The organism is Cupriavidus necator A5-1 (genome assembly GCF_000744095.1).
In the GTDB taxonomy this organism is placed as follows: Bacteria; Pseudomonadota; Gammaproteobacteria; order Burkholderiales; family Burkholderiaceae; genus Cupriavidus; species Cupriavidus necator_A.
Map to the genome: position 1 here is coordinate 2,607,114 of NZ_JQLI01000001.1, position 25,776 is coordinate 2,632,889.

The 25,776-nt window shown below is 69.0% G+C and carries 23 protein-coding genes and 1 pseudogene; 16 read left to right on the forward strand and 8 right to left on the reverse strand.

Annotated elements, in window-relative coordinates; translation table 11 throughout:
- Positions 1–35: 35 nt before the first annotated feature.
- On the forward strand, positions 36–1,016 hold the full coding sequence (locus K307_RS11550) for an alpha/beta hydrolase fold domain-containing protein (protein WP_042878329.1): 981 nt from the start codon (positions 36–38) through the stop codon (positions 1,014–1,016).
- Positions 1,017–1,220: 204 nt separating this feature from the next.
- Here K307_RS11550 and K307_RS11555 read toward each other — a convergent pair whose 3' ends face one another.
- Positions 1,221–1,589 (reverse strand): 5-carboxymethyl-2-hydroxymuconate Delta-isomerase, encoded by a 369-nt coding sequence (locus K307_RS11555; protein ID WP_042878331.1) that lies wholly within the window; start codon positions 1,587–1,589, stop codon positions 1,221–1,223.
- Between the two features lie 130 nt (positions 1,590–1,719).
- On the opposite strand from K307_RS11555, the gene K307_RS11560 reads away from it, so the two are divergent.
- Complete coding sequence (locus tag K307_RS11560; protein WP_042881858.1) at positions 1,720–2,247, forward strand: MgtC/SapB family protein; 528 nt, start codon at positions 1,720–1,722, stop codon at positions 2,245–2,247.
- A 155-nt stretch (positions 2,248–2,402) separates the two neighbouring features.
- Here the strand turns inward: K307_RS11560 and K307_RS11565 are convergent, their stop codons facing one another.
- Both K307_RS11565 and K307_RS11570 read right to left on the reverse strand, forming a co-directional pair.
- Complete coding sequence (locus tag K307_RS11565) at positions 2,403–3,005, reverse strand: HAD domain-containing protein (protein ID WP_042878333.1); 603 nt, start codon at positions 3,003–3,005, stop codon at positions 2,403–2,405.
- 192 nt (positions 3,006–3,197) lie between these two features.
- Complete coding sequence (locus K307_RS11570) at positions 3,198–4,814, reverse strand: methyl-accepting chemotaxis protein (RefSeq protein WP_042878335.1); 1,617 nt, start codon at positions 4,812–4,814, stop codon at positions 3,198–3,200.
- Positions 4,815–5,051: 237 nt separating this feature from the next.
- On the opposite strand from K307_RS11570, the gene K307_RS11575 reads away from it, so the two are divergent.
- The gene (locus K307_RS11575) at positions 5,052–6,890 is read left to right on the forward strand and encodes an EAL domain-containing protein (protein WP_042878336.1); all 1,839 of its coding nucleotides are present in this window, start codon (positions 5,052–5,054) and stop codon (positions 6,888–6,890) included.
- Positions 6,891–6,894: 4 nt separating this feature from the next.
- Here the strand turns inward: K307_RS11575 and K307_RS11580 are convergent, their stop codons facing one another.
- A complete protein-coding gene (locus K307_RS11580; protein WP_051974820.1) occupies positions 6,895–7,650 on the reverse strand; it encodes a response regulator transcription factor in 756 nt (251 codons plus the stop codon).
- Between the two features lie 495 nt (positions 7,651–8,145).
- On the opposite strand from K307_RS11580, the gene cls reads away from it, so the two are divergent.
- The 4 genes from cls (at position 8,146) to K307_RS48510 (ending at position 11,292) form a co-directional block, all read left to right on the forward strand.
- Positions 8,146–9,582 carry a cardiolipin synthase gene (gene cls, locus K307_RS11585; RefSeq protein WP_042878338.1) on the forward strand — a complete coding sequence of 479 codons (1,437 nt, stop codon included), beginning with the start codon at positions 8,146–8,148 and terminating at the stop codon, positions 9,580–9,582.
- Positions 9,583–9,705: 123 nt separating this feature from the next.
- The gene (locus K307_RS11590) at positions 9,706–10,350 is read left to right on the forward strand and encodes a TetR/AcrR family transcriptional regulator (protein ID WP_042878339.1); all 645 of its coding nucleotides are present in this window, start codon (positions 9,706–9,708) and stop codon (positions 10,348–10,350) included.
- A 343-nt stretch (positions 10,351–10,693) separates the two neighbouring features.
- Positions 10,694–11,017: a hypothetical protein gene (locus K307_RS11595; RefSeq protein ID WP_042878340.1), complete on the forward strand. Its 324-nt coding sequence runs from the start codon at positions 10,694–10,696 to the stop codon at positions 11,015–11,017.
- 101 nt (positions 11,018–11,118) lie between these two features.
- Entirely contained in the window at positions 11,119–11,292 is a 174-nt protein-coding gene (locus K307_RS48510) for a hypothetical protein (protein ID WP_196251545.1), read from the forward strand.
- A gap of 66 nt (positions 11,293–11,358) precedes the next feature.
- Here the strand turns inward: K307_RS48510 and K307_RS11600 are convergent, their stop codons facing one another.
- Positions 11,359–11,784: a hypothetical protein gene (locus K307_RS11600; protein ID WP_042878342.1), complete on the reverse strand. Its 426-nt coding sequence runs from the start codon at positions 11,782–11,784 to the stop codon at positions 11,359–11,361.
- A 253-nt stretch (positions 11,785–12,037) separates the two neighbouring features.
- Positions 12,038–13,165 carry a site-specific integrase gene (locus K307_RS11605; RefSeq protein WP_042878344.1) on the reverse strand — a complete coding sequence of 376 codons (1,128 nt, stop codon included), beginning with the start codon at positions 13,163–13,165 and terminating at the stop codon, positions 12,038–12,040.
- Positions 13,166–13,280: 115 nt separating this feature from the next.
- Here K307_RS11605 and K307_RS11610 point away from each other — a divergent pair, with 115 nt between their 5' ends.
- Positions 13,281–14,249: a DNA-binding protein gene (locus K307_RS11610; protein WP_042878346.1), complete on the forward strand. Its 969-nt coding sequence runs from the start codon at positions 13,281–13,283 to the stop codon at positions 14,247–14,249.
- Between the two features lie 123 nt (positions 14,250–14,372).
- On the opposite strand, the gene K307_RS11615 is transcribed toward K307_RS11610, so the two are convergent.
- Complete coding sequence (locus K307_RS11615; protein WP_042878348.1) at positions 14,373–15,704, reverse strand: PLP-dependent aminotransferase family protein; 1,332 nt, start codon at positions 15,702–15,704, stop codon at positions 14,373–14,375.
- A 90-nt stretch (positions 15,705–15,794) separates the two neighbouring features.
- Here K307_RS11615 and K307_RS11620 point away from each other — a divergent pair, with 90 nt between their 5' ends.
- From K307_RS11620 to K307_RS44390, 7 genes and pseudogenes are all read left to right on the forward strand, one after another.
- Positions 15,795–16,391: a DJ-1/PfpI family protein gene (locus tag K307_RS11620; protein WP_042878350.1), complete on the forward strand. Its 597-nt coding sequence runs from the start codon at positions 15,795–15,797 to the stop codon at positions 16,389–16,391.
- 68 nt (positions 16,392–16,459) lie between these two features.
- On the forward strand, positions 16,460–18,748 hold the full coding sequence (locus K307_RS11625) for an ATP-dependent DNA helicase (RefSeq protein ID WP_042878352.1): 2,289 nt from the start codon (positions 16,460–16,462) through the stop codon (positions 18,746–18,748).
- A gap of 118 nt (positions 18,749–18,866) precedes the next feature.
- Positions 18,867–19,190 (forward strand): thioredoxin family protein, encoded by a 324-nt coding sequence (locus K307_RS11630; RefSeq protein WP_042878354.1) that lies wholly within the window; start codon positions 18,867–18,869, stop codon positions 19,188–19,190.
- A 241-nt stretch (positions 19,191–19,431) separates the two neighbouring features.
- The gene (locus tag K307_RS11635; RefSeq protein ID WP_042878356.1) at positions 19,432–20,535 is read left to right on the forward strand and encodes a response regulator; all 1,104 of its coding nucleotides are present in this window, start codon (positions 19,432–19,434) and stop codon (positions 20,533–20,535) included.
- 5 nt (positions 20,536–20,540) lie between these two features.
- Entirely contained in the window at positions 20,541–20,963 is a 423-nt protein-coding gene (locus K307_RS11640; protein WP_042878359.1) for a hypothetical protein, read from the forward strand.
- A gap of 594 nt (positions 20,964–21,557) precedes the next feature.
- Positions 21,558–23,585, forward strand: a pseudogene (locus tag K307_RS51035) (response regulator); the annotation flags it as partial.
- Positions 23,586–23,761: 176 nt separating this feature from the next.
- Positions 23,762–24,319: an Hpt domain-containing protein gene (locus K307_RS44390; RefSeq protein WP_051974824.1), complete on the forward strand. Its 558-nt coding sequence runs from the start codon at positions 23,762–23,764 to the stop codon at positions 24,317–24,319.
- Between the two features lie 16 nt (positions 24,320–24,335).
- On the opposite strand, the gene K307_RS11650 is transcribed toward K307_RS44390, so the two are convergent.
- Positions 24,336–24,767, reverse strand: coding sequence for a VOC family protein (locus K307_RS11650; RefSeq protein ID WP_042878361.1), 432 nt, complete (start codon positions 24,765–24,767; stop codon positions 24,336–24,338).
- 122 nt (positions 24,768–24,889) lie between these two features.
- On the opposite strand from K307_RS11650, the gene K307_RS11655 reads away from it, so the two are divergent.
- Positions 24,890–25,774: a LysR family transcriptional regulator gene (locus tag K307_RS11655; RefSeq protein WP_042878363.1), complete on the forward strand. Its 885-nt coding sequence runs from the start codon at positions 24,890–24,892 to the stop codon at positions 25,772–25,774.
- Positions 25,775–25,776: the final 2 nt, after the last annotated feature.

Genomic DNA, 25,776 nt, shown 5'->3' on the forward strand with positions numbered 1-25,776 from the left:
ATCGCCGGCGAAAGACCGGCACCGGAGGAGACAACATGCCCAGTTTGCAATGCCGCCTGTGGCGGCTGGCCTTGCGCCTGGTGCGCCGCAAGCAGCGGTTTGCCAGCGCGCAGGCGCTCCATGATGAAATCCACCGGCGCCGCGAGGCCGGCCGGGCTTTTCCTTCAAAGCGCCTGTGCGCCCGGCATGCGGTCAGCCTGGAGCGGGTGGCGGGGATGGAGGTCTATACCGTGCAGCCCAGGACCGCGACGGCCTCGGGGAAAGCGCGCCACATCCTGTACCTGCATGGCGGCGGCTACGTGTTCGACATCGTCAGCCAGCACTGGGATTTCATTGGCAAGCTGGTCGACGCGCTCGGCTGCGCGGTGACGGTGCCCATCTATCCATTGGCGCCGGAGCACACCCATCGCGACGTGTTCGGCGCGATGCTGCCGCTGTGGCAGGCCATGCAGCAGCGCTATCCGGATGCCGACCTGACGGTGATGGGGGACTCCGCCGGCGGCGGCATGGCACTGGCGCTGGCGCAGGTGCTGCGTGACTGCGCCCAGCCGCTGCCGCGCCGCCTGGTCCTGCTGTCGCCGTTCCTGGACGCCACCGGAGAGAACCCGGGTATCGATGCATTGGAACCGCTCGACCCGATGCTGTCGCGTCCCGGGGGCATCGAATGTGGGCGGGTCTATGCCGGCGCCGACCCAGTGACGTTGCCGCAGGTCAGCCCGATGCGCGGCGTGCTGCGCGGGCTGCCGCCGACCACCCTGTTCATCGGCACGCACGACATCCTGCTGCCGGATTGCAGGCGCTTTCGCGAACTGGCGCAGGGGCAGGGCCTGCCGCTGCAGTATTTCGAATATGAGGGGATGTTCCACGTCTGGATGCTGCTGCCGATGCCGGAGGCAGACGCGGCATTTGCACAGATCGTGCAGGCGGTGCGGCGAGATGACTCGCCCGGCACGGCCGGTGCCGCCCAAGGGGTGCATACCGCCGATGCGGCAAAGGAAGTGATGGATGCGGGATGACGGGGGCTTTGCCATCTGGCGCGGATTTAACCCACGTCAAACTGGGGCCCCGGACGCCCCCATAGAATCGGTCAGGTCATGGGTGCGGGGGCGCTCCCCATGACGCAGCTCCCGGCGTCTTCCCCGGAAGCTTCCGCCCGCGGCCACAATGGTCGCGGGCTTTTTATTTGGCAACCATTTATTTGGCAGCCATTTGCCTGCAGCTCAGGCCACCACCTGCTTGGCGAAGGTCGCGCGTTCCATCTCGCAGACCTCCACCGAGACCTGCACGTTCTGCCTGCCGTCGGCGCCGGTGCGCACCGCTTCGGCAATCACGTCGCACACCGACTGCGCCAGCGCCTGGCGCACGGCGGTGTCGCGGCCGTCAAGGATCGACAAGCGCGCATGGACGAATGCGCGCTCCACGGCATCCACGCCCTGCCGGTAGGTCTGCAGGGTGATGAAGCGCGACTTGATGTCCGCCTCCTGGAACTGCCCCGACGCCAGCAGCGCCGCATTGGCTTCATCGAGCAGCTCGTCCGGCGAGCAGTTCAGGCGGGTGTTTTCGGTGAGTTCGATGACGAGGTGCGGCATGGTGGCGTTCTGGGCAATAGTCGACTGTGGGCGGCGCAAGTGCCGGCGCAAGCCAGCATGATACGGGAACGTTGCGCTGGAGTAAGCTCACATGGTCGTCACACGATCCCGCATGCGTCGGCCAGACACCATGGAAATGTTCAGCCTTGATCTCGTGCTGCGCCTGCTTGCCGGGCTCATGACCGGTGCCCTGATCGGGCTGGACCGCAACCTGCGCGGCAAGGCGGCCGGCATGCGCACGCTCGGTCTGGTGTCGCTCGGCGCGGCCACCGCCGTGTGCCTGGTGACGCTGGGCGGGCATCCGCCGGATGCGCTGTCGCGCGTGCTGCAGGGTGTGCTGACCGGTATCGGCTTCCTGGGGGTGGGCGTGATCGCCAAGCATGGCGCGCACGCGCGTCCGCAGGGGCTCACCACCGCCGCCGCGATCTGGCTGGCTGCGGTGCTGGGGGCGGCGGCCGGGGCAGGGAATTACGTGGTCACGGGAACCGCGCTGCTGCTGGGCATGGCGCTGCTGTGGGTCGGCGGACGTTTCGAAGTGGCGCTGCACCGGGCGCTGGAGGGGCACAACGGCAAAGATCCGCACCACAAGCATGAGGACCGTGCGGAGCGGGACGAGGCCGATCCCGGCAAGCCCCGCGACCGCAGCGGCGAGGAATAGCGACGCAACGCTGCCGTTCAGGCTTATCGGGAACCCAGTGCGGCCTCGATGCGCTGCACGCGCTGGCGCTGCTCGGGCCCCTGGACGGGAGCAAAGGCGAACGGGGCGCCATACTGGCGCCCCGTTCGGACTGCGGTATTAACCTGCAAACGCGCTCAGGCGTGCACCAGCCTTTGTTCCAGCTCGGTGCCGGCGCGCGCCGCGCTGTTGAAGCGCTCGGGGTTTTCGCGAGCCAGTTGCTGCAATTGCGCGAGCTTCGCCTTCAGGTCCGGGTCCAGCCGCGGTGCGGGCGCAACGGTGGAAGGGCAGGCAACGCCCAGGATATCCAGGGCCTGCTGGAAGTTGTCGACGGTCAGGCCGACGGCCGGATCCACGCTCACCAGGTGTGCGCGCTGCGGCTCAGGGATCGATTCGGGCGCCGCGCACGACATGATCACGTAGTGGATCGGGGCGTTGCCCTGGGCAAAATATGCGGCGATTTCAGCGCCGTGGCCACCTGCGGCCGGCGGCGTCATGCCTTCGACCTGCAGATCCAGCTGCTGCAGGATCGCAGCCGGCGTGCCGCGGCGCCAGGCGTCGGACACCACCACGCGCGCACCGGCCACGCCGAACAGCCGGCGGACAAAGCCCAGTGCCACGGGATCGAAAAACCTGACGTCGCGCACTGTGCCCGAATCCGGGATGCCGCCGAGGCGGGCGCGGGAGCGGTCGGAGTACAGGACGCCGGGGATGTCCAGCATGATGATTCGTTCAGCCATGATTTCCTGTGCGGGTGCCAGATCAGTTGGTGTGAAGCAAGATTACCCGCCAGGACCCGGCTGACACGTAACCGGCGCCCGTGGAGTTGAAACATATCTGTAACTTTGTCGAGCAAGACGTAAATGCCGGTTACCCCGGCATGACAGATGTTTCATGCAGACACATCTGCCCGACACATTCCCGACAAAAGACTAGAAGCGGAAGCGCGCCACATCGTCGGCAAGTGCCGCCGCCTGGTGATCCAGCCGCGCTGCCTGGTCCGCCAGTTCGCCGACCAGCGCCGCATTCTGCTGCGCCGTCTGCCGCAGTTGCGACACCGACTGGCCTGCCGCCTGCACGCTGCCGGCCTGCTCGTCGGCGAGGGTGCGCAGCGCTTCGGCAAGTGCGTGGCTGTGCTCGACGGTGGCGGCAATGCGGTCCATCGCCGCCACCACGTTGCCGCTCAGGCGCGCGCCTTGCTCGATCTCGTCGGTGGCGGTGCCGATGATGCCGCCGATCTCGCGCGCGGCGTCGGCACTGCGCTGCGCCAGCGCGCGCACTTCCTGCGCGACCACCGCAAAGCCCCGGCCCGCGGGGCCGGCACGGGCCGCTTCCACGGCGGCATTGAGCGCGAGGATATTGGTCTGGAAGGCGATGCCCTGGATCACGCCGACGACCTCGGCGATGTGGCGCGAGTGGCCATGCAGCGCGTCCATGGCGCCGCGCATCTGCCGCACCACATCGGCGCCGGCGTCGGTGGCCGCGCGTGCCTGGCTGGCCATCTGGCTCGATTCGGTGGCCTGCGCATGGGCGTCTGCCACGCGCGCGGCCAGGGTCTGCATGCTGTCCGTGGTGGCGTCCAGCGCGCGGGCCTGCTGGTTAGTGCGTGCCGAGAGCGCCTGGTTGTCTTCGGCAATCTGCTGGCTGGCGGCGGTGATCTCGTGCGTGGAGGCCTGGATGCGCGCCAGCACGCCGGCGAGCTGGTCACGCATGCCGGCCACGTGGTGCAGCATGCTGCTGCGGTCCGAAGCGCGCAGCGCGATGGTGGCAGTCAGGTCGCCGGCGGCGATACGGCGCGCGATCTCGGCCGCGTCGCGCGGCTCGCCGCCGAGTTCGGCGCGCAGGCTGCGCGCCGCCACCCACGCCAGCGCCGCGGCGGCCAGCAGGCTGGCGCCGAGCAGCGCCACCATCCACGACTGCGCGCGCAGCTGGCTGGCTGCCACGCTGGCCACGGTGGCGGCGGCCTTTTTCTCCTGCAGCCGGCGCACGTCTTCCACCTGGCGGCTGAGCGACTGCAATTGCTCGGTGACAAAGTGCCCGTCGACCGAGACCGCGCTGTCGAACTGCAGCGGATCGAGCGGCTGCTTGCGCAGCAGCGTGACGTAGCCCTGCATCAGTTCGGCGGTACGCTGCCGTTCGCGTGCCAGCACCTGTGGCGGCGCTGCGCCCGCCTGGCGCACGCCGGCGAGCGCGGCATCGAGCTGCGCCAGCGCGCCGGCGATGTCGGCGGCGGCGGCATCGCGCTCGGTGCTGCTGGTGGCCATGGTCAGCGCCAGCTGCGCGCGGCCCAGGCCGGCCAGGGCCGACTGCGCGCGCTCGGCCGAGATGGCGCCGTGCATGTCCTGCTGGTACAGGGTATCGGTGCGTGCCTTGATCGACACCAGGTTGGCAATGCCGGTCAACCCGACGGCGGCGCCGAACAGGTAGACCAGGGCAAAAGCGGCGCACAGGCGCACCACCAGCGGCAGGCGGCCCAGCCGCGCTGCCAGCCGCACGGGCGCGGCGGCCAGGCCCCGGCCGGGCGGGCTTGTCTTGATGACTTGCAACACGGAGATGACTCCAGACGGGCGCGCGAATTCCAGAGGAGGCGCGGCCCGGGGGTTGACCCGAAATGCCGTACGCCCCGTCCTCTGCGCGGGACGGTGGCGGAGCGGCGCACGGATGGTCACGCAGCAATGTGACGCCAGCGTGACATGTTTTAAAGATGGACTGTCATCGTGCTGACATATGGATGTCATGCAATGTGGCCCGCCCACCTCTTGCTCCACTCCCCCGGATTCCCCGTCATGACCGGCAACGCCGCCGCCACGCCCTCGCACGACCGCACGCCTGGCGTCACTGCCGAGCCGGCGTCGGCGCTCGCGCGGATTCCACCGCTGCATGCGGTGTTCCAGCCGATCGTGCAGGTCGACAATGCGCAGATCCTGGGTTATGAGGCCCTGATCCGCGGGCCGGTGGGTTCGCCATGGGCCGCACCCGAGGCACTGTTCCGTCTGGCGCAGGGCGGGGCCGCCACCATCGCGCTGGAGGTACAAGCGGCCCGCACCGCGCTGACCGCCTGGCGCAGCCTGGACCTGCCGGGCAAGCTCTTCCTGAACTTCAGCCCGATGACATTGCGGCACCTGCTGGCCGACCGCGGACGGCTGATGGCAGCGCTGCTGGGGGCCGGCATCGCGCCGTCGCGCCTGGTGATCGAGGTCACCGAGCAGACGCCGATCGGCGATGCCGTCAGCTTTGGCCAGGCGATGTCGGTGCTGCGCGAACTCGGCATGCAATACGCGCTGGATGATTTCGGCTCGGGGCATGCCAACCTCGACCTGCTGGCGCACCTGTCGCCCCAGTTCGTCAAGATCGACAAGTCGCTGGTGCGCGGCATTGCCTCGTGCTCGCGCCGGCTGGAGATCCTGCGCGGCGTGCTGCGCATGATGAGCGCCTTTGGCGGGCGCGTGATCGCCGAAGGCATTGAAAACGAAGACGAGCTGGCGGTGATCCGCGATCTCGGCGTGACCGGCGCGCAGGGCTACTACGTGGGCCGGCCCGTGGTGCATCCAGCCGCGCAGGCGGCGCCGCAGGTGCGCCAGGCGCTCGCGTCGCGGCATATCGCGGTGTTTCCGCAGATGGTGCGTTCGGGCTGGTCGGGCATGACCGCGGGGCGGCTGCTGCGGCCGGCGCCGACGGTATCGCCGGCCACCAGCAACGATGCGGTGCTGCGCACCTTCCAGGACCAGCCCGAGTTGCAGGCCGTGGCCGTGGTCAACGACGAGGGCCGGCCGCTGGCGATCATCGGCCGGCAGGCCTTTATCGATCGCTACGCGGCGCCGTTCCACCGCGAGCTGTATGGCAAGAAGGCCTGCATCGCCATGGCCAACCGCGAGCCGGCCTGCTTCGACCGGCGCGCCAGCCTGGAAGTGATGGCGCAGATCCTGTCGGGCGAAAACACGCGCTCGCTGGCCGACGGCTTCGTCATCACCGACCAGGGCCGCTATATCGGCCTGGGCACCGGCGCGGACCTGATCCGCGCGATTACGGAGGTGCGCATGGAGGCGGCGCGCTACGCCAACCCGCTGACCTTCCTGCCCGGCAATATCCCGCTGAACCAGCATATCGAGCGCCTGATCGCGGCCGCGAGCGAGTTCCGCGCCTGCTATGTCGACCTGAACCACTTCAAGCCTTTCAACGACAAGTACGGCTACTGGAAGGGCGATGAAATGCTCAAGGGCGCGGCCGCGATCCTCGCCGAAGCCTGCGACCCCGCGCGTGATTTCCTTGGCCACGTGGGGGGCGACGATTTCCTGGTGCTGTACCAGAGCGGCGACTGGTGGGCGCGCATCGAGGGCGCGATCCGCCACTTCAACGACGCGGCGTGCGCGATGTACTCGGCCGCCGATCGCGCCGCCGGCGGCATGCAAGGCGAGGACCGCCATGGCCAGCCGGTGTTCTTCCCGCCGGTGTCGATGGCAGTGGGCGTGGTGTGCGTGAGTGGCGATGGCGTGGCCGGGCTGCAGCGGCTGGGCAGCCAGCAGATCGGCGCGGCGGCCGCGGCGGCCAAGCGCGAGGCCAAACGCTCGGCCTCGGGCATAGCCGTGCTCGATTTCCTGTCGCTGGCGGCGACGTTGCCTGCCTAGTGCCCTAGCGGCCCATCAGCCTGCGCACTGTGATCTTGCGCCCCGCAGCGGGCAGGCGCGGCGACGCGTCTTCATCCAGTACATCGAGCCGGTAGCCATGCGCGTAGACCACGGTGATGGTGACGCCGTTCTCGATGCCGAGGCGCAGCGTCTTGCGCAGGCGCGAAATCAGCCCGGCCAGCGCCCGCGACAGCGGCGGCAGTTCCTGCCGCCACACGGTCTGCTCGATGCGGCTGTTGGGCAGCACCCGGCCCACGTTCGAGAACAGCAGCATGGCCAGCTCGAATGCCTTCGGCGTCAGCGCGATGCGTTCGTCGCGCAGCGTGGCAAAGCGGCCCACGCCGTTGAGCTGGTACGCGCCGACACGCACCACCAGCCCCTGGCGCAATCGCTCGCCGGTCACGCGGCGGCGCAGTGCCGCGATGCGCGCCATCAGCACGCGCGGACTGAGCGGGCGACACACGTAGTCATCCGCGCCGGCGTCGAGGGCGTCGACCAGGCGGTCTTCACTCGCGTCGGTCGCCAGCATCATGATGGGCACGTCGCGCGAGCGTGCGCCGCGCACCGCCCGCACGACGTCGATGGCCGGGATGTCGGGCAGATCGTCGCCGATCAGCAGCATGTCGTAGGGCACCTGGGTCACGCTGTGGATCAGGTCGCGCCCGGCCTCGAAGATGTTGTAGCGAAAGCCGGCGCATGCCAGCAGCTCGGAGACAGCCTGGAGCTGGGGCGACTTGCCCATCAGCAACGCAATATTCATCGACGGCGGCATACGAGAACAGAGCAGTGGAACGGTGAACCGCGATCCGAGCGGAGACGGCAGGTGAAGGAGCGATAGACAGAAGGGCCGCGGGCATCGGCGCGAATGCTTGCCACGGCGTTTCAACGAGAGCGGCAAAGAATCCCGCAAGTCGACGAGCACAAAGGGTATAAAAGGTGTGATCCGCAGGACAATCGGACATTTCTGAAAGATCTGCGGTTATTGCTTCTTTTTGCTATTTGGGCGAAGCAGGCGAGGGCGGAGGGCGCCGGCGTAAGGACGCGCCGGTCCGTTGGCGGACGAAAAAAGTTGTCCACAGTTCCTGTGGACAAGGCGGGGATGGCAAGCCGGATGCCGGCCTGGCGCCGTCATCCCATCGGCGTGCCAAAAAAGGAGGCAGCCCGGTGCGGCGCCGTCGCCGTGCTGTCAACAAGCGGACGGCGCTGTGCCAAAATAGTGCACATCGCGTTCCGGTCCGGGGACTCAAGCCCACTGATGCTGCAGAGCCCGAGTGTCATCGCCTTCGTCATCCTGGCCTTTCACGCCGTCGGCGTAGTGGCCGCGCTGCATGCCGTCATGACGGTGCGCACCGCGCCCGGCGCGATCGCGTGGGCGGGGTCGCTGGTGATGATGCCGTACTTCACGCTGGTGCCTTACCTGATCTTCGGGCGCAGCACCTTTGCCGGCTATGTCGACGCGCGCCGCTTCAACGACGACCGCCTGCGCGAGATCCGCCACGGCATGACCCCGCGCGAGCGCGAGGCGCGCAGCGCCTGCGTGGTCCACACCCCGCCGCAGGCCTGCATGCGTGCGCTGCCGCGGCTGACCGGCATGCCGTGCCTGGCCAACAATGACGTCAAGCTGCTGGTCAACGGCGTGCAGACCTTCGAGGCCATCTTCGCCGCGATCGCAGGGGCCCGGCAGGTGCTGATCGTTCAGTTCTTCATCGTCCATGACGATGCGCTGGGCCAGCGCCTGCAGGCGTTGCTGTGCGAGCGTGCGCGGGCCGGCGTCAAGGTGTATTTCCTGTTCGATCGCATCGGCTGCCACGCGCTGCCGCGCCGATATGTGCGCACGCTGCTGCAGGCTGGCGTCGATGCGCGGCCGTTCTCCACGCACCGCGGCTTCGTCAACCGCTTCCAGCTCAACTTCCGCAACCACCGCAAGCTGGTGATCGTCGACGGGCGCGAGGCCTTTGTCGGCGGCCATAACGTGGGCGTGGAATACCTGGGCGAGCGCCCGCCGCTGGCGCCGTGGCGCGACACCCATATCGCGCTGCGCGGCAGCGCTGTGCTGGACCTGCAGATGGCCTTTGCCGAAGACTGGTACTGGGCCGCGCGTGAAGTGCCGCAGCTGCTGACGCCGCCACCGGACGCCGGTGGGCGCATGACCTGCCAGGTGGTGCCGTCCGGCCCCGCGGACTCGCAGGAAACCTGCTCGCTGTTCTTTGTCGAGGCGATCCAGTCCGCGCGGCACCGGTTGTGGATCACTTCGCCATACTTCGTGCCGGACGAGGCCGTGTTTGCCGTGCTGCGGCTGGCGGTGCTGCGCGGTGTGGATGTGCGCATCCTGATCCCGGCGCGGCCCGACCATCTCGTGGTCTATGCCGCCTCCACCCTCTACGCGTACCAGGCCGTGAACGCGGGTATCAAGCTGTACCGCTACCAGCCCGGCTTCCTGCACCAGAAGGTCATCCTGATCGACGACGAGGCGGCCGCGGTCGGTACCGCCAACCTCGACAATCGCTCGTTCCGCCTCAACTTCGAGCTGATGGTGATGACCGCCGACAAGGGCTTTGCCGCCAACGTAGCGGCCATGCTCGAGGCCGACTTCGCGCAGGCCAGGCGTATCGGGCTCGACGAATTCCTGGCCGCGCCGGTGCCGCTGCGGGTGGCGATGCACGTCGCCAAGCTGTTCGCTCCGATTCTCTGATCCCGCCCCTGGATTGCCCCAATTTTCTCGACCGCGACAAACTTGTGACAGTTTGATTGTGTACACTGTTCACTATAAGTCAATATACATAATGAACTGCTATCAGTATTCAAGGAAGTCCGCATGACCCGGGCTGTCCCCGCGCCGCCGGCGCGCGCGACCTACCGCCACGGCGACCTGCGCCGCGCACTGCTCGACGCCGGCATCGACCTGGCCCGCGAAGGCGGCCCTGACGCCATCGTGCTGCGCGAGGCCACGCGCCGCGCCGGCGTGGTACCTAATGCCGCGTACCGGCACTTCGCCAGCCGCCAGGACCTGCTGCAGGCCGTGCGGGCGTCGGCGTTGTCGTCGCTGGCCATCGCCATGGAGGCCGAGATCGGCGGGCTGCGCCCGGGGCGCGGCGCCGCCGCCCATGCGCGCGCCTGCCTGCGCGCAGTTGGTACCGGCTACCTGCGCTTTGCGCTGACCGAGACAGGGCTGTTTCGCACCGCGTTCTCGGTGCCGGATCAAGTGGAAGACGACGCCGACCCGGCCAAGGCCGGCAACAGTGGCCTGAATCCCTTCCAACTGCTGGGCGCGGCGCTCGACAAGCTGGTCGAGGCCGGCGTGCTGCCGCCCGAGCGCCGGCCCGGCGCCGAGTACCTGGCCTGGTCGGCGGTCCATGGCCTCGCCATCCTGCTGATCGATGGTCCGCTGCGCAGCCGCGCCAAGGAGCAGGCGGAGATACTGGGCCAGCGGCTGCTCGACATGGTCGAGAAAGGCCTATAGCGGCAGGGCCTGCGCCTTTCCAAAGACATCGTCCAAAGACAGCGCAAAAAAATGCCACGATGGCGGTGGCAGCCTAAGGGACCAGGAAGGGGGTCAACATGGCTTCAGTCGGGGCACCCGCGGGTCGGGTGCAAGACGACTGTATTCCGGGCTTTCTCAAGTGAAAATCGGACAAGTCCTAAATTTGGACGCGAATTGTCGCGACTTGCGGATTCCGCGTCCGGCTCAAGCCCGGAACCAGGCTGCGCCCGGCCCGTTTTATGCGGAATTGCCGCGAGCCGGATGTGGTCTAACTTTGACAGACGGGCCTTATGCAGGCTGTCGCCACGGTCGGGAGGGGATCATGCGATATGGCGTTGGAGTGGTCCTTGTTGCGGCCCTGGCGGGATGCGTCGCCTATCCCTATCCGTATGCCGGCGACGACTACCTGGCTTACCCGGCTTATCCGGTCAGCTCCGCTTATTACAGCGGCTACCCGGTCGCGGCAGGCTATCCGTACTACGGACCGTGGCCCGGCTACGGCGGTTTCTATGGCAGCTTTGCCTACATCTATGGCGGCGGTGGCCACGGCCACCACTGGCACGGCGGGCATGGCCATGGTGGCTGGGGTGGCTGGCATGGTGGCGGCCGCGGCGGCCGCGGCGGGTGGGGCGGCAGAGGCCACTGAAACCCGCGCACCGCGACGATGACCATGCCGGGCGGCGATGTTCAAGGCCCGGTCATGGTCGGCAGCGGAGCCTGAGGAAGCCCTGAGGGAGCCTTATCGCCATGAGCAAGCCAGCACCGAAGAAGCACCAGACCCACCCGACCCCGGCCGAGCAGAAGGAACGGGACGACGCCCTCGAACGCGAGCTGGATGAGGGGCTGAAAGAGACCTTCCCGGCCAGCGACCCGGTAGCCGTCGACACGCACGCGCCGCACCGGCCCACGCCGGATAAATAGGCCGGCCACCTGGCGCGGCCAGCTGCGCCGTCCCGGGCGCTGTCCGTTCCGCCGCTGTTCGTTCCGCTACGGCAGCTGGCGCAGCTGTCCGATCACGGACATCAGCCGTCCGTGCGCCACGATAACGCCGGATTCGTCCTGCAGGGCTTCCTGGTAACGCTTGCGGAAGGCCGCATCGGCGCCGTCGCTGAAGAGTTTCTCGGCGGCACGCGCCACCGCACGGCAGGTTTCGTCGTGGTGTTCCCTTGATTCCAGTTCTTCGTCGATCTCGATAATCAGGCGCGACAGCGGGTCGAGCCAGCGGAAGAAGTTGTCTTCAGTCACCAGCTGCACGAACAGGCCTGCCGGTATGGGGCCGTTCAGGCGCTCGTACTGGCCCCTGTCGTAGCCGATGACTTCCTTGTGAACCTGCAGCAAGGCCGCCCGCAGGGCTTTCAGCCCGGAGCGGCGCGTTTCCTGGGTGGCGAGGAATTGTTCGTTGGGCATGCCCATCTCCGCGTTTCCACTTGTACGGGCCCAGGCAGGCGGTCGAAAGCGCATCCGGGGCCCATTCTCGACATATCCTGGGCACGTCCGGGCCGGTCGCCATCGCCTGCCCGAACCTCCGGGCGCGGCCGGCCCAGGTCACCTGGCACTGTCCGGCGCGCTGCCAGTATAGGCAGCCCATGCAGCCCGGACCAGCGCCCACGGCTAGCGAAATACCCGTATTTGCGACGGCGCCGGCGCATGCTTGGAGCGAGGGCCGTCATGCATCCTCATTCGTCGATTGCGTTGGCGCGAGCAGGTCTGCCGCACGCGAACGCCGCGCGTCAGCGGCACGGAAATATCGCACCACCGTCGCCACGCTCGCATGGCCGGTCATGGCCATGGTTTCGCCCAGCGGCACCTGCTGGGCCGCGGCTTCCGTGACAAAGCCCGAGCGCAACGAATGCGCGGAGTAGTCGCCTTCCAGTCCCGCCTGCGCGCAACGCGCCTTGACGATGCGGTTGACCGCCGCGTCCGACAATCCCTCTCCCACATGCCCGCCACGGCGGATCCGCCGGAACAGCGGCCCGCTGCTGATGCCCGCGGCGGCCAGCCATGCTTCCAGTGCCTGGCCGGCGGCGCCGGTGACGGGCTTGGCGGTATCTGCGCGTGCGCTGCCTGACTGGTTGGTCTTGGACCATCCCAGCGTGTAGACGAATTCACCGGGACCGAGCCGGGTGAGATGGTCCATGGTCGCGCGCGTGACTTCCGAACGGCGGCGCCCGCCGCTGGCCCAGGCGAACAGCAGCAGCGCGCGGTCGCGCAGCCCGCGCAGCGAGTCGTCGCAGGTATCGAGCAGCCGCAGCAGCGGATCGCGCGTGAGCGCGGCCTTGCGTGCCTGCCGCTGTCCGCGGCGCGCATAGGCGCGGCGAATGCCGGCCATCAGTTCGCGTACGGCGGCGTCGGCACAGGGGTTGGGCAGGTCCTGCAGGCGGTGCGCCTTGGCCACCACCGCGAGCCGGTGCGTCAGCGTGGACAGCGCGGGCGGGCCGGGTCGTGCCTTGTGTCCATGAGCGACCAGCGCCTGGTCGATGGCCGCAGGCATCTCGCAGGCAACACCTTGCGGCGCCTGGCGCGTGGCGTGGTCGACGATGAATTGGATAACGACGGCAGGCGCGAGCGGGAGCTGCACGGGCTGCCGGTAGCGCAGGGCATACCAGGCAGACCAGTACCGCAGGGCCGAGCGGTAGCTTGCCACCGTGTTTTGGGATTCGCCTTCGCGGCGCAGCGCATTGGCGGCCTGTTCGGCAAGAGGATCAAGTTCGGACGGGCGAAGCGGCGCCGGTAGTTCGACATCGGGAGCGATGGGAGGAAAGTAGGCCTCGTGGGCTGGCTTGATCTTGATCATATTAAATATGATGTATGCTGTAATATATCATACGTAGATAGCGAATAACAGCCGATAAGTCTCCCTTATCGAACCTTATTTGTCTCCCTTGGGACTTTTAGCCGGATTCCCCACCATGGAAACCCTCCGCAGCCGTGGCATCACCCGTGACGACGTCTGGCAGGCCGCCGACAGCCTGCTGAAGGCGGGCCAGCGGCCGACCATCGAACGCATCCGCCTGCATCTGGGGCGCGGTTCCCCCAACACGGTCAGCCCGCACCTGGACGCCTGGTTTGCCGCGCTGGGCGGGCGCATCCAGGATCCGCAGGGGTTTGCGCCCGCGCCTGGCTGCCCGCAGCCGGTCACGGAAGCGGCGCGCTACCTGTGGGAGGCCGCGCTGCAGGTGGCCAGGGCATCGGCCGAAGCCGCGCTGACGCAGCGGCAGGCGGCGCTGGCCGAGGAGCAGGCCGCGCTGGCGCAGGAGAGGGAAGCGCTGGCGCAGGAGCGCCAGGTCATGCAGGCACGCCTGGACGGTGCCGAGGCTGCCATGGCGGAGATGACGCGGGCCCGCGACGAGGCCTCCGACCGCGCCGCACGCGCAGAAGCCGCGGCTGCGGCCTTGCAGCGGCAGGTCGATGCGCTGCGCGCCGAATCGGCCGCCGCGCTCGAGGCGCGCGACGCCCTGCAGCGGGACTTTGCGACCCAGCGCGCGGCATGGGACCAGGAGCGCGAAACCCTCACGCAACGCGCCGCCGCCAATGAGCGCCGCATGGCGCTGGAGCTGGATGCCGCGCGCGTGGCGGCAAAGGATGCGCAGAAGCTGCTGGAGGCCGAGCGCAAGGCCGCCATGGAGCGGCTTGCGCACGCCGCTGCGTCGGCCTCCCGGCAGGGCAGCGAGATGACGCGGCTGGGTCAGGCCATCGCCGTGCTGGAAGAGCGGGTTCGGCAGCGGGAGAGCTTGCTGGCCGAATACCGTGACCAGTCGGCCGCGGCCGCCGCTCCCGCACTTGCCAGCCCTGCGCCGCGCCGTGCGCGGCCCGCCCGCGGGACGCTGGCTGGTGGCATGAGCGGCCGGCTCCGCACACGCGGGTCGCCGGGAAGCTGACAGATACCCCTGACTACACGGCCGACGATGCCAGCGGTGCCGGCGCCAAGACCACAGGCGGGCACTGGACCCGCCCGGGCATGCCGTTGCTCTGCCGGTCGGACTGCGCCGTCGCGACTGTGGTCAGTAGGTCTGATCGGCAACAACTCGGGCCACCGTTTCCAGGGATCGCCTGAGCGTGGCCAAGTCGACGGAGCCGAGTGCCAATCGAATCGCGTGAGGCACGTGGGCCGACGTCGAGAACGGAAGGGCCGTCGACACTGAAATCCGCTCCCGCATCAACGCCATCGCGATCGCGTCCGCGCGAACGTCCTGCGCCAGAGGAAGCCAGACGAAGTACGACGCGGGATGGCTGATCCTCTTGAGCTGGCCCAGGACGTCAGCGGCAAGGCCCTGGCGCAGGGTGGCATCCCGCCGCTTGTCGTTTTCCAGCCGGGCCACCGTGCCGTCCTCCATCCAGCCGCAGGCGATAGCTGTCATGGTCGCCGGGGTGTTCCAGGTCGTCGCGCGGATGGCTCGTTCGAGCCTGGGAACCCATTCGCGCGGTGCACAGACGAAGCCGACGCGCAGACCCGTCGCGACACTCTTCGACAGGCTCGACACATAGACCGTCGTCTCCGGAGCAAGCGCTGCCAACGGAGGTGGAGCGCCTTCAGCCAGGAATGCGTAGGCGGCGTCTTCGATGAGTATCAGTCCATGTTCTCGAGCGATGGCGACAAGCTCCCGACGCCGCCTTGCGCTCATCACCCAGCCGAGCGGGTTATGTAACGTCGGCATGGCGTACACAGCCCGTACCCGCCGCCGCCTGCACAGGGCCGCCAAGGCGTCCAGATCAGGTCCGTTCCCAGCGCCGGGAATTGGCGCGAGTTCCAGCCGATTGGCCTCGGCAGCGAGCTTGAATCCCGGGTAAGTCAGGGCGTCCACTGCAACCACGTCGCCGGGCTCCAGCAAGGCCATGGCGGTCGTCGTCAGCCCGTGCTGTGCTCCGCTCACGAGCAAGGTGGTTTCGACCGATGCTTCCACACCCCGGCTGGCCAGGTGGCGCGCCACCGTCGCCCGCTCATGCTCGCGGCCGCCGTGGGGCTGGTATCGAAGCAGGGACTCCAGGTCACCTGCGGCCGCGAGCTGGCGCAGCGCTGCCCTGAGAAGGTCAGGCTGGCCCGGCGAAGACGGATAGTTGAAGCTCAGGTCCACCGTGTCCGCGCTCCAGGCATGCAGGTCAATGCCTTGACCGCGGGGGACCGCTTCCTTGACGAACGTGCCGCGGCCGGTTTCGCCGCTCACCAAGCCCATGGCTTGCAGCTCCGCGTACACACGCGTGGCCGTGACCAGCGCCAGGCCTTCGCGGGCGGCGAGGTCGCGGTGCGTCGGCAGACGCGTCCCCGGACGCAGGCGGCCTGCACGGATGTCGGCCGCGAGCTGGTCGACCAGTTGTTTGTAGCGGGCCTGAGGCATGCCTCAATGTATCCATGACAATTATTTGATTGTATTGATTATCGGTCCTACGATGGCGAGACACAACATCTCCACCCGCACGAGGACGCCATGCACATCGCCATCCTGACCTTCGAAGGCTTCAACGAACTCGACTCGCTGATCGCGCTCAACATCCTTAGCCGGGTCAGGAAGCCTGGCTGGCGGATTTCGATCGCCACTCCGGCGGCCAGGGTGCGTTCGATGAACGGCGTGGTGCTGGAGGCGCAAGCGTCGCTGAAAGACGCTTGCGACGCCGACGCGGTGCTGGTCGGCAGTGGGATACAGACCCGGGACGTCGTCGCCGATGCCGCGACCATGTCACAGTTGAGGCTCGATTCGACGCGCCAGTTGCTGGGCGCGCAATGCTCGGGCACGTTGATACTCGCCAAGCTGGGCCTGCTGGACGGCGTTCCGGCCTGCACGGACCTGACCACCAGGCCGTGGGTCGAGGAGGCCGGCGTGGCTGTGCTCAACCAGCCGTTCGTGGCCAGGCGCAACGTCGCGACCGCAGGCGGGTGCCTGTCATCCCAGTATCTGGCGGCCTGGTTCATCGCACGTCTGGAAGGCGTCGAGGCTGCACGCAGCGCGATTCACTACGTCGCCCCGGTGGGGGAGAAGGAGACCTACGTGGCGCGCGCCATGGCGAACATTGCGCCGTTCCTCTAAGGGGGAAAGCGGCATTACTGTATATTCATACAGTTTCCCCGCTGTCCTCCTTTGTCGTGTCCGCAGCCTTGCCGCCCCCTCCCGCCACCGCCGCAGCGCCGGCCTACGTCGTCGCCGTGCGCGCGCTGTGCGAATTCACCGCCAAGGCGGGCGACCTGGACCTGCGCTTCGTGCCGACGCCGTCGGCGCAGGAGGGCGTGGCCGGGCATGCGGTGGTCACCGGCCGGCGCGGCGAGGGCTACCAGGCGGAGGTCGCGCTGTCTGCCGATTTCGGCCCCCTGCACGTGCGCGGCCGAGCCGACGGCTACGATCCCGCCGCCAACCGGCTGGAAGAAATCAAGACCGTGCGCGGCGACGCCGCGGTGCCCGACAACCACCGCCACCTGCACTGGGCGCAGGCCAAGGTCTACGGCTGCCTGCTGTGCCGCAAGCTGGAGCTTCCCGGTCTGGACATCGCCGTGGTCTATTTCGACATCGTCGGCCAGCGCGAGCACCCAGTCGTGCAGCACTTCACCGCGGCGGAGCTGGAAGCGTTCTTCGTGCAGACCTGCGAGCGCTTCCTGCGCTGGGCGCAGGCAGAACTGGCGCACCGGCAGGCGCGCGACGCCGCACTGGCGCAGTTGGCTTTCCCGCACCAGGGCTTCCGCCCCGGCCAGCGCGAGCTGGCGCAGGCGGTCTACAACGCCAATCGCGCGGGCCGCAGCCTGTTGGCGCAGGCGCCCACCGGTATCGGCAAATCGGTCGGCACGCTGTTCCCGGTGCTCAAGGCCATGCCGGGGCAGGGCATCGACAAGGCCTATTTCCTGTCGGCCCGCTCAACCGGCCGCGGCGTGGCGCTGCAGGCCGCCGACGCGCTGCGCGGCCACGGCGCGCAGCCGCTGCGCGTGCTGGAACTGGTGGCGCGCGACAAGGCCTGCGAGCATCCCGAGCTGGCCTGCCATGGCGAGTCCTGCCCGCTGGCCCGCGGCTTCTACGACCGCCTGCCGGCCGCGCGCGAAGCGGCCCGCGGCGTGCCGGTGCGCGACCGCGCTGCGGTGCGCCAGCTGGCGCTCGAGCACGACATCTGCCCCTACTACCTGGCCCAGGAACTGGTGCGCTGGAGCGACGTGGTGGTGGCCGACTACAACTACTACTTCGACCGCAGCGCCTTGCTGTACGCGCTGACCGCCGCCAACGGCTGGCGCGCCAGCGTGCTGGTGGACGAGGCGCACAACCTGGTCGAGCGCGGCCGCGCGATGTACACCGCGGAACTCGATCCGCAGTCCTTGCGCGAGGTGCGGCGCATCGCTCCTGCAGCCGTGGTGAAGCCGCTGGCGCGGCTGGCGCGCCAGTGGAGCGCGCTGGCCCGGCAGGGCGATGCCGAGTACGAGGTACTGCCTGAAGTGCCGGCCGCCTTCCGGCGCGCGCTGGACGAATGCTGCGGCGCTGCGCTCACGCATATGACCGAGCACCCCGGCGCGCACGACCCAGCGCTGCAGCGCTTCTATTTCGACGCGCTGCATTTCGGCCGCATGGCCGAGCAACTCGATGCCAACTCACTTTTCGACCTGCGCCGGTCGCCGCACGGCGGACGTGGCAACCATACGCGGCTGTGCCTCCGCAATATCATCCCCGCACCGTTCCTGCGGCCGCGCTTTGCCGCGGCGCACTCGGTCACGCTGTTCTCCGCGACGCTCGATCCTGCCGGCTACTACCTCGATACGCTGGGTTTGCCGGCCGATTGCGCACGCGTGGAAGTACCGTCGCCGTTCCGCCCCGAGCAGTTGTCGGTGCGGATCGCCGGGCGCATTTCCACCCGCTATGCGCAGCGCGAGCGGTCGCTGCCCGCCATCGTCGCGCTGATGGCCGGCCAGTTCCGTGAGCGGCGCGGCAACTACCTGGCCTTCTTCAGCAGTCACGAGTACCTGCAGCAGGCAGTCGCCCGCTTTGCCCAGGCGCATCCGGACATCCCGCACTGGGTGCAGTCGCGCGGCATGGACGAGGCGGCGCAGGCCGCCTTCCTGTCCGCCTTTGTCGAAGGCGGCGAGGGCATCGGCTTCGCGGTGCTGGGCGGTGCTTTTGCCGAGGGCGTGGACCTGCCCGGCGAGCGCCTGATCGGCGCCTTCGTCGCCACGCTCGGGCTGCCGCAGTTCAATCCGGTCAACGAGCAGTTCCGCGAGCGCATGCAGGCCGTTTTCGGCCAGGGCTACGCCTATGCCTATCTGTATCCCGGCTTGCGCAAGGTCGTGCAGGCGGCGGGCAGGGTGATCCGCACCCAGCAGGACCAGGGCGTCGTGTACCTGATCGATGACCGCTTTGCCGGCGCTGAGGTCCGGCAGTTGCTGCCCGCATGGTGGGAAATCGGCCCGGCGGCGTAGAAATTACACTTCCGGTTCGACAAGATCGACCGCTTTCCCTTGCCGGCCGGCACCCTGGCGCTGGAACGAATCTGGCAGGCAAGGCGGATGTCCTGAGCGCAACACGGAAACCAGACAAATGACAATGACCAAACACTACGCGGCCAGCGAGCCGCCCCGCACCGAGGTGGACGCCCTGCCGGGCGGCACGGTGGTTGAGTTCGGCGCGCCCTGGTGCGGCTTCTGCCTGCGCGCGCAGCCGGCGCTGGCCGAGGCCTTTGCCGCGCATCCGCAGCTGCGCCATATCAAGATCGAAGACGGCAGCGGCCGCCCGCTGGGGCGCTCGTTCCGCATCAAGCTGTGGCCGACGCTGGTGTTCCTGCGCGATGGCCGGGAAGTGGCGCGGCTGGTGCGGCCGACTGAAGCTGATCCGATCCGGGAGGCCATGCGCCGCATTGCCTGAGCGGCCTGCCTCGGCCCATTTAAGTAGTGCATTAGGCATATTTCGGTTGATTTCGGGAGATCGAGGACCTGGACCCCGCTTTTGGAGGGGATAGCCGGCGACCATTTCTGCCGATTGTGCAGAGAGTCGCGCCCGCGCAATGCCCCCAGCCGTACCCTCTGGCCGCGACCCAGCCCGCCATCCGGGAATCCCGAAGCGGCCCGCGCGCCCGGCGAGACGGACCAACCGCCAACTTCGATCCATGAGCGCTCCCAGCCCCGACCAGCGGCCCACCGTGCTGGTCGTCGATGACGTTCCCGAGAACATAGCGGCCATGGTTGCGCTGCTGCAGGACCAATACCGCGTCAAGGTTGCCACCCGCGCCGCCACCGCGCTGCAACGGGCGCGCGAGGCGCCCCCGGACCTGATCCTGCTGGACGTGTCGATGCCCGGCATGGACGGCTACGAAGCCTGCCGCCAGCTCAAGGCCGACCCGCGCACCGCCAGCGTGCCGGTGATCTTCCTGACCGCCCGTGCCGAGGCCCACGACGAGGCGCTCGGCTTCGAGGTCGGCGCGGTCGACTACATCATGAAGCCGGTCAACGCGCCGGTGGCGCGCGCGCGCATTGCCAGCCAGCTCACGCTCAAGCAGGCGCACGACTTCCTGCGCGACCGCTCAGCCTGGCTCGAGGCCGAGGTGCAGCGCCGCACGCGCGAGATCACGCTGATCGAGGACGCCACCATCATCGCGCTGGCGGCGCTGGCCGAAACGCGCGACAACGAGACCGGCAACCATATCCGCTGCACGCAGCACTACGTGAGCGCGCTGGCGCGCAAGCTGCAGCACGACCCGCACTTTGCCGCCCAGCTCGACGACAACGACATCGGCAAGGTCGGCATCCCGGACCGCATCCTGCTCAAGCCCGGCAAGCTGACGGCCGAGGAGTTCGAGGTCATGAAGACCCACACCACGCTTGGCCGCGACGCCATTGCCGATGCCGAAGCCCAGTGCGGCACCACCAGCTCCTTCCTGCGCTATGCGCGCGAGATCGCCCACCACCACCACGAGAAATGGGACGGCAGCGGCTATCCCGACGGCCTGGCCGGCGATGCCATCCCGCTGTCCGCACGCCTGATGGCGGTGGCCGACGTCTATGACGCGCTGATCTCGCGGCGCGTCTACAAGGCGGCCTTCACGCATGAGGATGCCGTGCGCATCATCGCCGAAGGCCGCGGGCGCCATTTCGATCCGCGCGTGATCGATGCCTTCCTGGCAATCACCGGCGAATTCCACGCCATCGCCCTGCAGTACGCCGATCCCGCGGCCCCCGCGGCTGAGCCGGTCCCGGCACCCGCGCAAAGCTGAGGGCGATGCGCCGACGCTTCGGCACTGGCGGGCGGCTGTTCGGCCCGCTGCTGGCCTATGCCGCGCTGCTGGCGGTGGCAGTGTGGCTGGTGGCTTTTGCCGCCGCCTCGCTGGTGCGCGAGAACGAGCAGGCCAGCGTGGGCGCGCGCCTCGGCGCCACAGTCAACACCACGGCGCGCCTGCTCGAAGTCTGGGCCTGCGAGCAGCGGCGGCGCACCGTGTCGATCGCGTCGCTGCAAGACACGGTACGGCTGGCGCGGCCGCTGCTCGCCGCGCAGGGCGTTGCCGCGATCCCGTGCAGGCTGCCCGGTTCCTGCGCTGGATCACGCCGCTGTACCGTTCGCATGGCTATGTCGGCTTTGCGCTGGTCACGGCCGACGACCGGATCGTGGTGTCCGAACGGCCCGAGCGCAACGGCCAGCTGCTGATGCCGGAGTCCGCCCGCACAGCCCAGCGCGCGCGCCACGACGGCGCCGCGGTGTCGGCGCCGTACCCGGGACCGCCGCCGGTCGCTCCCGACAACGCCGGCCGGGGGGGCGGCTCCCACCTTCCAGGCGGTATTCGCGCGCATTTGGGATGACGAGCGCGTGATCGGCACGCTGTGCCTGCGCATCGATCCGCACGCGGTGATGCTGCAGCTCGTCACCGCGGCGCGCTATGGCCGCAGCGGCGACCTGTACATGATCGACGCCGGCGGCCGGCTGGTGTCACCCGCGCGCTTCGATGAAGAACTGGCTTCGCAAGGGCTGCCGGCGCCCGGCACGCCGTCGATGTTCAACACCTTGGCGCGCGTGCCGGTGGCAGACGGCAACGGCACCTGGCGCCTGCCGCCCGGCGCGCCGCTGACGCGGCTGGCGCAGCAGGTGCTGGGCCACCAGACCCTGCAGCTGGCGTTCGGCTACCGCGACTACCGCGGCAAGCGCGTCGCCGGCGCGGGGCTGTGGGTGCCCGCGCTGGTGCTGGAACAGGACATGGACGAGGCCTTCCACTCGTACCTGTCCACGCGCAACGTGGTGATCGGCATGGCGTTGTCGATCCTGCTGCTGATCGGGCTGGCGGCGTGGGCACTGCGCCGCGGCCAGCAGCGGCTGGCGCAGAGCGAGGAGCGCCTGCGCGCGATGCTCGACCATGCGCCGGCGATCATGCACCTGAAGGACCGCAACCATGCCTTCCTGGCGCTGAATCCCACCACGCAGGCGCTGCTGGGCCTGACCGAGCGCGAGGCGCTGGGCCGCACCGACCGCGAGCTGGCGGTGATGCCGGACGGCACCCAGGAACGCTGGGATATCGAAGAGCGCGTGATGGCCACCGGCCGAGCCGAAGAGCAGGTCTACACGATGCATTCCAGCCAGGGCCCGCGCGAGCTGCAGGTGATGCGCTTCCCGGTTCGCAACCCGGCCACCGACGAAGTGGTCGGCGTAGGCGCGGTCGGCATCGACATCACCAGCCAGGTGCGCGCGCACCGTGCGCTGATGGAGCTGTCGCAGACGCTCGAGCACAAGGTATCTGCACGCACGCGCGAACTGGCGGTGGCCAACGCCGAGCTGGCCGAAGCCAAGCACGCGGCCGAATCGGCGGCACAGGCCAAGGCCAGCTTCCTGGCCAATATGAGCCATGAGATCCGCACGCCGATGAACGCGGTGATCGGCATGGCCCACCTGGCGCTGGGCACGCGGCTCGACCCCAAGCAGCGCGACTATATCGAGAAGATCCAGCGCTCGGGCCAGCACCTGCTGGGCATCCTGAACGATATCCTGGACCTGTCCAAGATCGAGGCGGGCAAGCTCGAGGTGGAAGAGATCGACTTCTCGCTCGAGCGCGTGCTGCCCACCGTGGGTGACCTGGTCTCCGAGCGCGCCGCGGCCAAGCAGCTGGAGCTGATCGTGGAGGTGGCGCCGGACGTGCCCGACGCGCTGCGCGGCGATCCGCTGCGGATCCGGCAGGTGCTGATCAACTTCACCACCAACGCGGTCAAGTTCACCGAGCGCGGCGAGATCGTGGTGCGCGTGGCGCGCTGCACGGGCGCGGATGCGATGCCGCGCGTGCGGCTGCATTTCGAGGTGCGCGACACCGGCATCGGCATCGAGCCCGATGCGATCGAGAGGCTGTTCCAGAGCTTCGAGCAGGCCGACAGCTCGACCACGCGCCGCTAGGGCGGCAGCGGCCTGGGCCTGGCGATCAGCCAGCGGCTGGTGCAGCTGATGGGCGGCACGCTCGGTGTGGAAAGCACGCCGGGCCAGGGCAGCAGGTTCTGGTTCGAACTGTCACTGCTGCCCTGCAGCCAGCGCGCGCCCGCGCTGCTGGTGCGGCCGGAACTGGCGGGCCGCCGGCTGCTGGTCGTGGACGACCACGGCTATGCGCGCCAGGTCATTGCCGCGATGCTGCGCGGCTTCGGTTTCCGCGTGGACGAAGCGGCGTCGGGCGAGGCCGCGCTGGCCGCCATCGCCGAGGCCGATGCGCAGGGCGATCCCTATCACGCCGCATTTATCGACTGGCGCATGCCGGGGCTGGACGGCATCGAGTCCGCGCGCCGGCTGGCCGGCCTGCCGCTGCGCGGCCCGCGCCCGCGGCCGCTGATGGTGACCGCCAACGGCAGTGAGGCGGTGATGCGCGAGGGCGAGCGCAGCGGCTTCGACGCCACGCTGCTCAAGCCGGTGAGCCCGTCGGTGCTGTTCGATGCGACGCTGCGCGTGCTGGCGGCCGATGCGGATGCGCCGCGGCCCGACGAGCCGGCGCGCGCCGCGCCCGGGCCCGGCTGGTCGCTGCCGCAGCGGCGCGTGCTGCTGGTGGAAGACAACGAGATCAACCGCGAGGTCGCGGTACACCTGCTGCAGCAGGCCGGCATCACGCCCGATACGGCGGAGAGCGGCGTGCAGGCGCTGGAGCGCCTGGCGGTGCAGTCCTACGACCTGGCGCTGATGGACATGCAGATGCCGGGCATGGACGGCTTCGAGGCCACGCGCCGCATCCGCGCCGAGGCGCGCCTGGCCGGCCTGCCGGTGGTCGCGATGACCGCCAACGCCTTGCCCGAGGACCGCGAGCGCTGCCTGGCCGCCGGCATGGGCGACCATATCGCCAAGCCGATCAACCCGGCGGTGTTCTTTGCCACGGTGCATTGCTGGCTGACCGGCGGGCGCAAGGTGCCGGCAGCGCCTGGCGCGGCCATCGATATGGAGGCCATGCCAGTAGGCATGGCTGCGCGCGCTGGCGGCCGAAGGGCAGCTCGGTGCCGGCGGCATTGGCGCGTGCCGGCGGTCAGGCCGAAACCTATCGCGTCCTGCTGGCGCGGTTCGAAAACCACTATGGCGATGCCGGGGCCCGCACCGGCGCGCTGCTGGCGCAGGGGCGCCGTGCGGAGACGGGGCAGCTGGCCCATGCGCTGGCCGGTGTCGCTGGCAATCTCGGCGCGATGGCAGTGTGCCGCGCCGCGGTGGGGCTGGAAGGCGCGCTGCGCGAGGCCGGCGATGGTGCGCAGGCGGCGGTGCAGCCGGCGCTGGAGGTGGCGTTGTCGGACCTGCTGGCGTCGCTGCGGCGGCACCTGCCGGCGGCGCCGGCAGCGGTGCCCGTGCCGGGAGGCGCCGGTCCGGCTGCCGGGGTGCTGGAAGTGCTGCGCCAGCAGTTGCGCGAAGGCGCCAGCGAAGCCGGCCAGACGCTCGCCACGCATCGCGCCGCGCTGGCGGCGGCGATGCCGGCCCGCACGCTGCGCCAGCTGGGCGATGCGATCGAAGGGTATGACTACGAGGCCGCGCTGGCGATGCTGGGAGACAGCGCAGCGGCGGACTGAAGCCTGCGTGCTGCCTTTACTTGGCGAACACCTGGCTCATGTCGCCAAAGGCCTTGAACTCGAGCGCGTTGCCCGACGGGTCCAGGAAGAACATGGTTGCCTGTTCGCCGACCTGGCCCTTGAAGCGCACGTGCGGCTCGATCACGAACTGCGTGCCGGCCGCGCGCAGCCGCTCGGCCAGCGCCTCCCACTCGGCCATCGGCAGGATCGCGCCGAAATGCCGCACCGGCACGTCGTCGCCGTCGACCGCGCTGGTGGCGCGATGGCCGCATTCCTCCGGCGACAGGTGCGCCACCACCTGGTGGCCGTAGAAGTTGAAATCCACCCAGGCCTCGGAGCTGCGCCCTTCGGGGCAGCCGAGCAGGTCGCCGTAGAAGCGCCGGGCCTCGGCCAGGTCGCGCACGGGAAATGCCAGGTGGAACAGGGGGATGGAAGCGGTTGTGCTCATGCGGGGGCCTTTGTCGGGGAGGATGCTGTAGGGTAGGCCGAAGCCTGCGCGTTGATTGTAGCCAGCAGGACTCGTAATATGAAGCGAATCATTTCTGCCCTGAGTATCAGAGTTTTCAATAGATGATCCGCTACTTCCAGACCTTCCTGGTGGCCGCCGAAACCGGCTCGTTCTCCGCCGCCGCGGCGCGGCTGGCGCTGACGCAGTCGGCCGTCAGCACGCAGATCCGGCGCCTGGAAGAGGAACTGGACTGCACCCTGTTCGACCGCACCGGCAAGTCCGTGGCGCTCAGCGAGGCCGGGCGGCGGCTGGTGCCGGAAGCGCGCCGCTTTGTCGATCTCTATGCGTCGATGAAAGACCGCGCCGGCACGCATGCCGCCGCCGCGCCGCTGGAGCTGGGCGCGGTGTCCACGGTCCAGGCCACGTTGCTGGCTGATGCGATGCGGCGCTTTCGCGAGCGCTTCCCGGACTCGCACGTCAACGTGGTGCCGGGCATGTCGACGCAGCTGCTGACCCAGGTGGATGCGCGCGAACTCGACATCGCCGTGCTGATCCGGCCGCGGCTGGGCCTTCCGTCGGACCTGAAGTGGGTGCCGCTGGTGCGTGAGGGCTTTGTCGGCATCGGCCCGGCCGGGGCGCCGCCGGACCTGCGCGCGATGCTGGAGACGCTGCCGTTTATCCGCTACAACCGCCATTCCACGGGCGGCCAGCTGGTCGATCGCTACCTGAAGCGCCAGCGGCTATGGGTCAGGGAAGGGATGGAGCTGGACGAGCCGGCGATTATCCTGCAACTGGTGGAAGCGGGCCTGGGCTGCGCCATCATCCCGTCCGGGCTGGTGCCGCTGCGACAGGCAGCTGGCGTGGTGCAGGCGCCGCTGCCGGGCGGGCCGCTTTATCGCGACGTGGGCGTGCTGGTGCGCGAGTCGGCACTGCGCCGCGAACCGGTCGCGGCGCTGATCGATGCCTTCGTGGCGGCCAGCGCCCGCTGGCAGCCGGGCGTGGCGTAGCG

Excerpts from the sequence above, each read along its gene's own strand:
- K307_RS11630 (WP_042878354.1), top strand. The coding sequence starts at position 18,867 with ATGACAATGACCAAACACTACGCGGCCAGCGAGCCGCCCCGCACCGAG.
- K307_RS11590 (WP_042878339.1), top strand. The coding sequence starts at position 9,706 with ATGACCCGGGCTGTCCCCGCGCCGCCGGCGCGCGCGACCTACCGCCAC.
- K307_RS11575 (WP_042878336.1), top strand. The coding sequence starts at position 5,052 with ATGACCGGCAACGCCGCCGCCACGCCCTCGCACGACCGCACGCCTGGC.
- K307_RS11610 (WP_042878346.1), top strand. The coding sequence starts at position 13,281 with ATGGAAACCCTCCGCAGCCGTGGCATCACCCGTGACGACGTCTGGCAG.
- K307_RS11580 (WP_051974820.1), bottom strand. The coding sequence starts at position 7,650 with ATGAATATTGCGTTGCTGATGGGCAAGTCGCCCCAGCTCCAGGCTGTC.
- K307_RS11635 (WP_042878356.1), top strand. The coding sequence starts at position 19,432 with ATGAGCGCTCCCAGCCCCGACCAGCGGCCCACCGTGCTGGTCGTCGAT.
- K307_RS11555 (WP_042878331.1), bottom strand. The coding sequence starts at position 1,589 with ATGCCGCACCTCGTCATCGAACTCACCGAAAACACCCGCCTGAACTGC.
- K307_RS11655 (WP_042878363.1), top strand. The coding sequence starts at position 24,890 with ATGATCCGCTACTTCCAGACCTTCCTGGTGGCCGCCGAAACCGGCTCG.
- K307_RS11620 (WP_042878350.1), top strand. The coding sequence starts at position 15,795 with ATGCACATCGCCATCCTGACCTTCGAAGGCTTCAACGAACTCGACTCG.
- K307_RS11640 (WP_042878359.1), top strand. The coding sequence starts at position 20,541 with ATGCGCCGACGCTTCGGCACTGGCGGGCGGCTGTTCGGCCCGCTGCTG.
- K307_RS11560 (WP_042881858.1), top strand. The coding sequence starts at position 1,720 with ATGGAAATGTTCAGCCTTGATCTCGTGCTGCGCCTGCTTGCCGGGCTC.
- K307_RS48510 (WP_196251545.1), top strand. The coding sequence starts at position 11,119 with ATGAGCAAGCCAGCACCGAAGAAGCACCAGACCCACCCGACCCCGGCC.
- K307_RS11615 (WP_042878348.1), bottom strand. The coding sequence starts at position 15,704 with ATGCCTCAGGCCCGCTACAAACAACTGGTCGACCAGCTCGCGGCCGAC.
- K307_RS11550 (WP_042878329.1), top strand. The coding sequence starts at position 36 with ATGCCCAGTTTGCAATGCCGCCTGTGGCGGCTGGCCTTGCGCCTGGTG.
- K307_RS11650 (WP_042878361.1), bottom strand. The coding sequence starts at position 24,767 with ATGAGCACAACCGCTTCCATCCCCCTGTTCCACCTGGCATTTCCCGTG.
- K307_RS11600 (WP_042878342.1), bottom strand. The coding sequence starts at position 11,784 with ATGGGCATGCCCAACGAACAATTCCTCGCCACCCAGGAAACGCGCCGC.
- K307_RS11565 (WP_042878333.1), bottom strand. The coding sequence starts at position 3,005 with ATGGCTGAACGAATCATCATGCTGGACATCCCCGGCGTCCTGTACTCC.
- K307_RS11605 (WP_042878344.1), bottom strand. The coding sequence starts at position 13,165 with ATGATCAAGATCAAGCCAGCCCACGAGGCCTACTTTCCTCCCATCGCT.
- cls (WP_042878338.1), top strand. The coding sequence starts at position 8,146 with ATGCTGCAGAGCCCGAGTGTCATCGCCTTCGTCATCCTGGCCTTTCAC.
- K307_RS11595 (WP_042878340.1), top strand. The coding sequence starts at position 10,694 with ATGCGATATGGCGTTGGAGTGGTCCTTGTTGCGGCCCTGGCGGGATGC.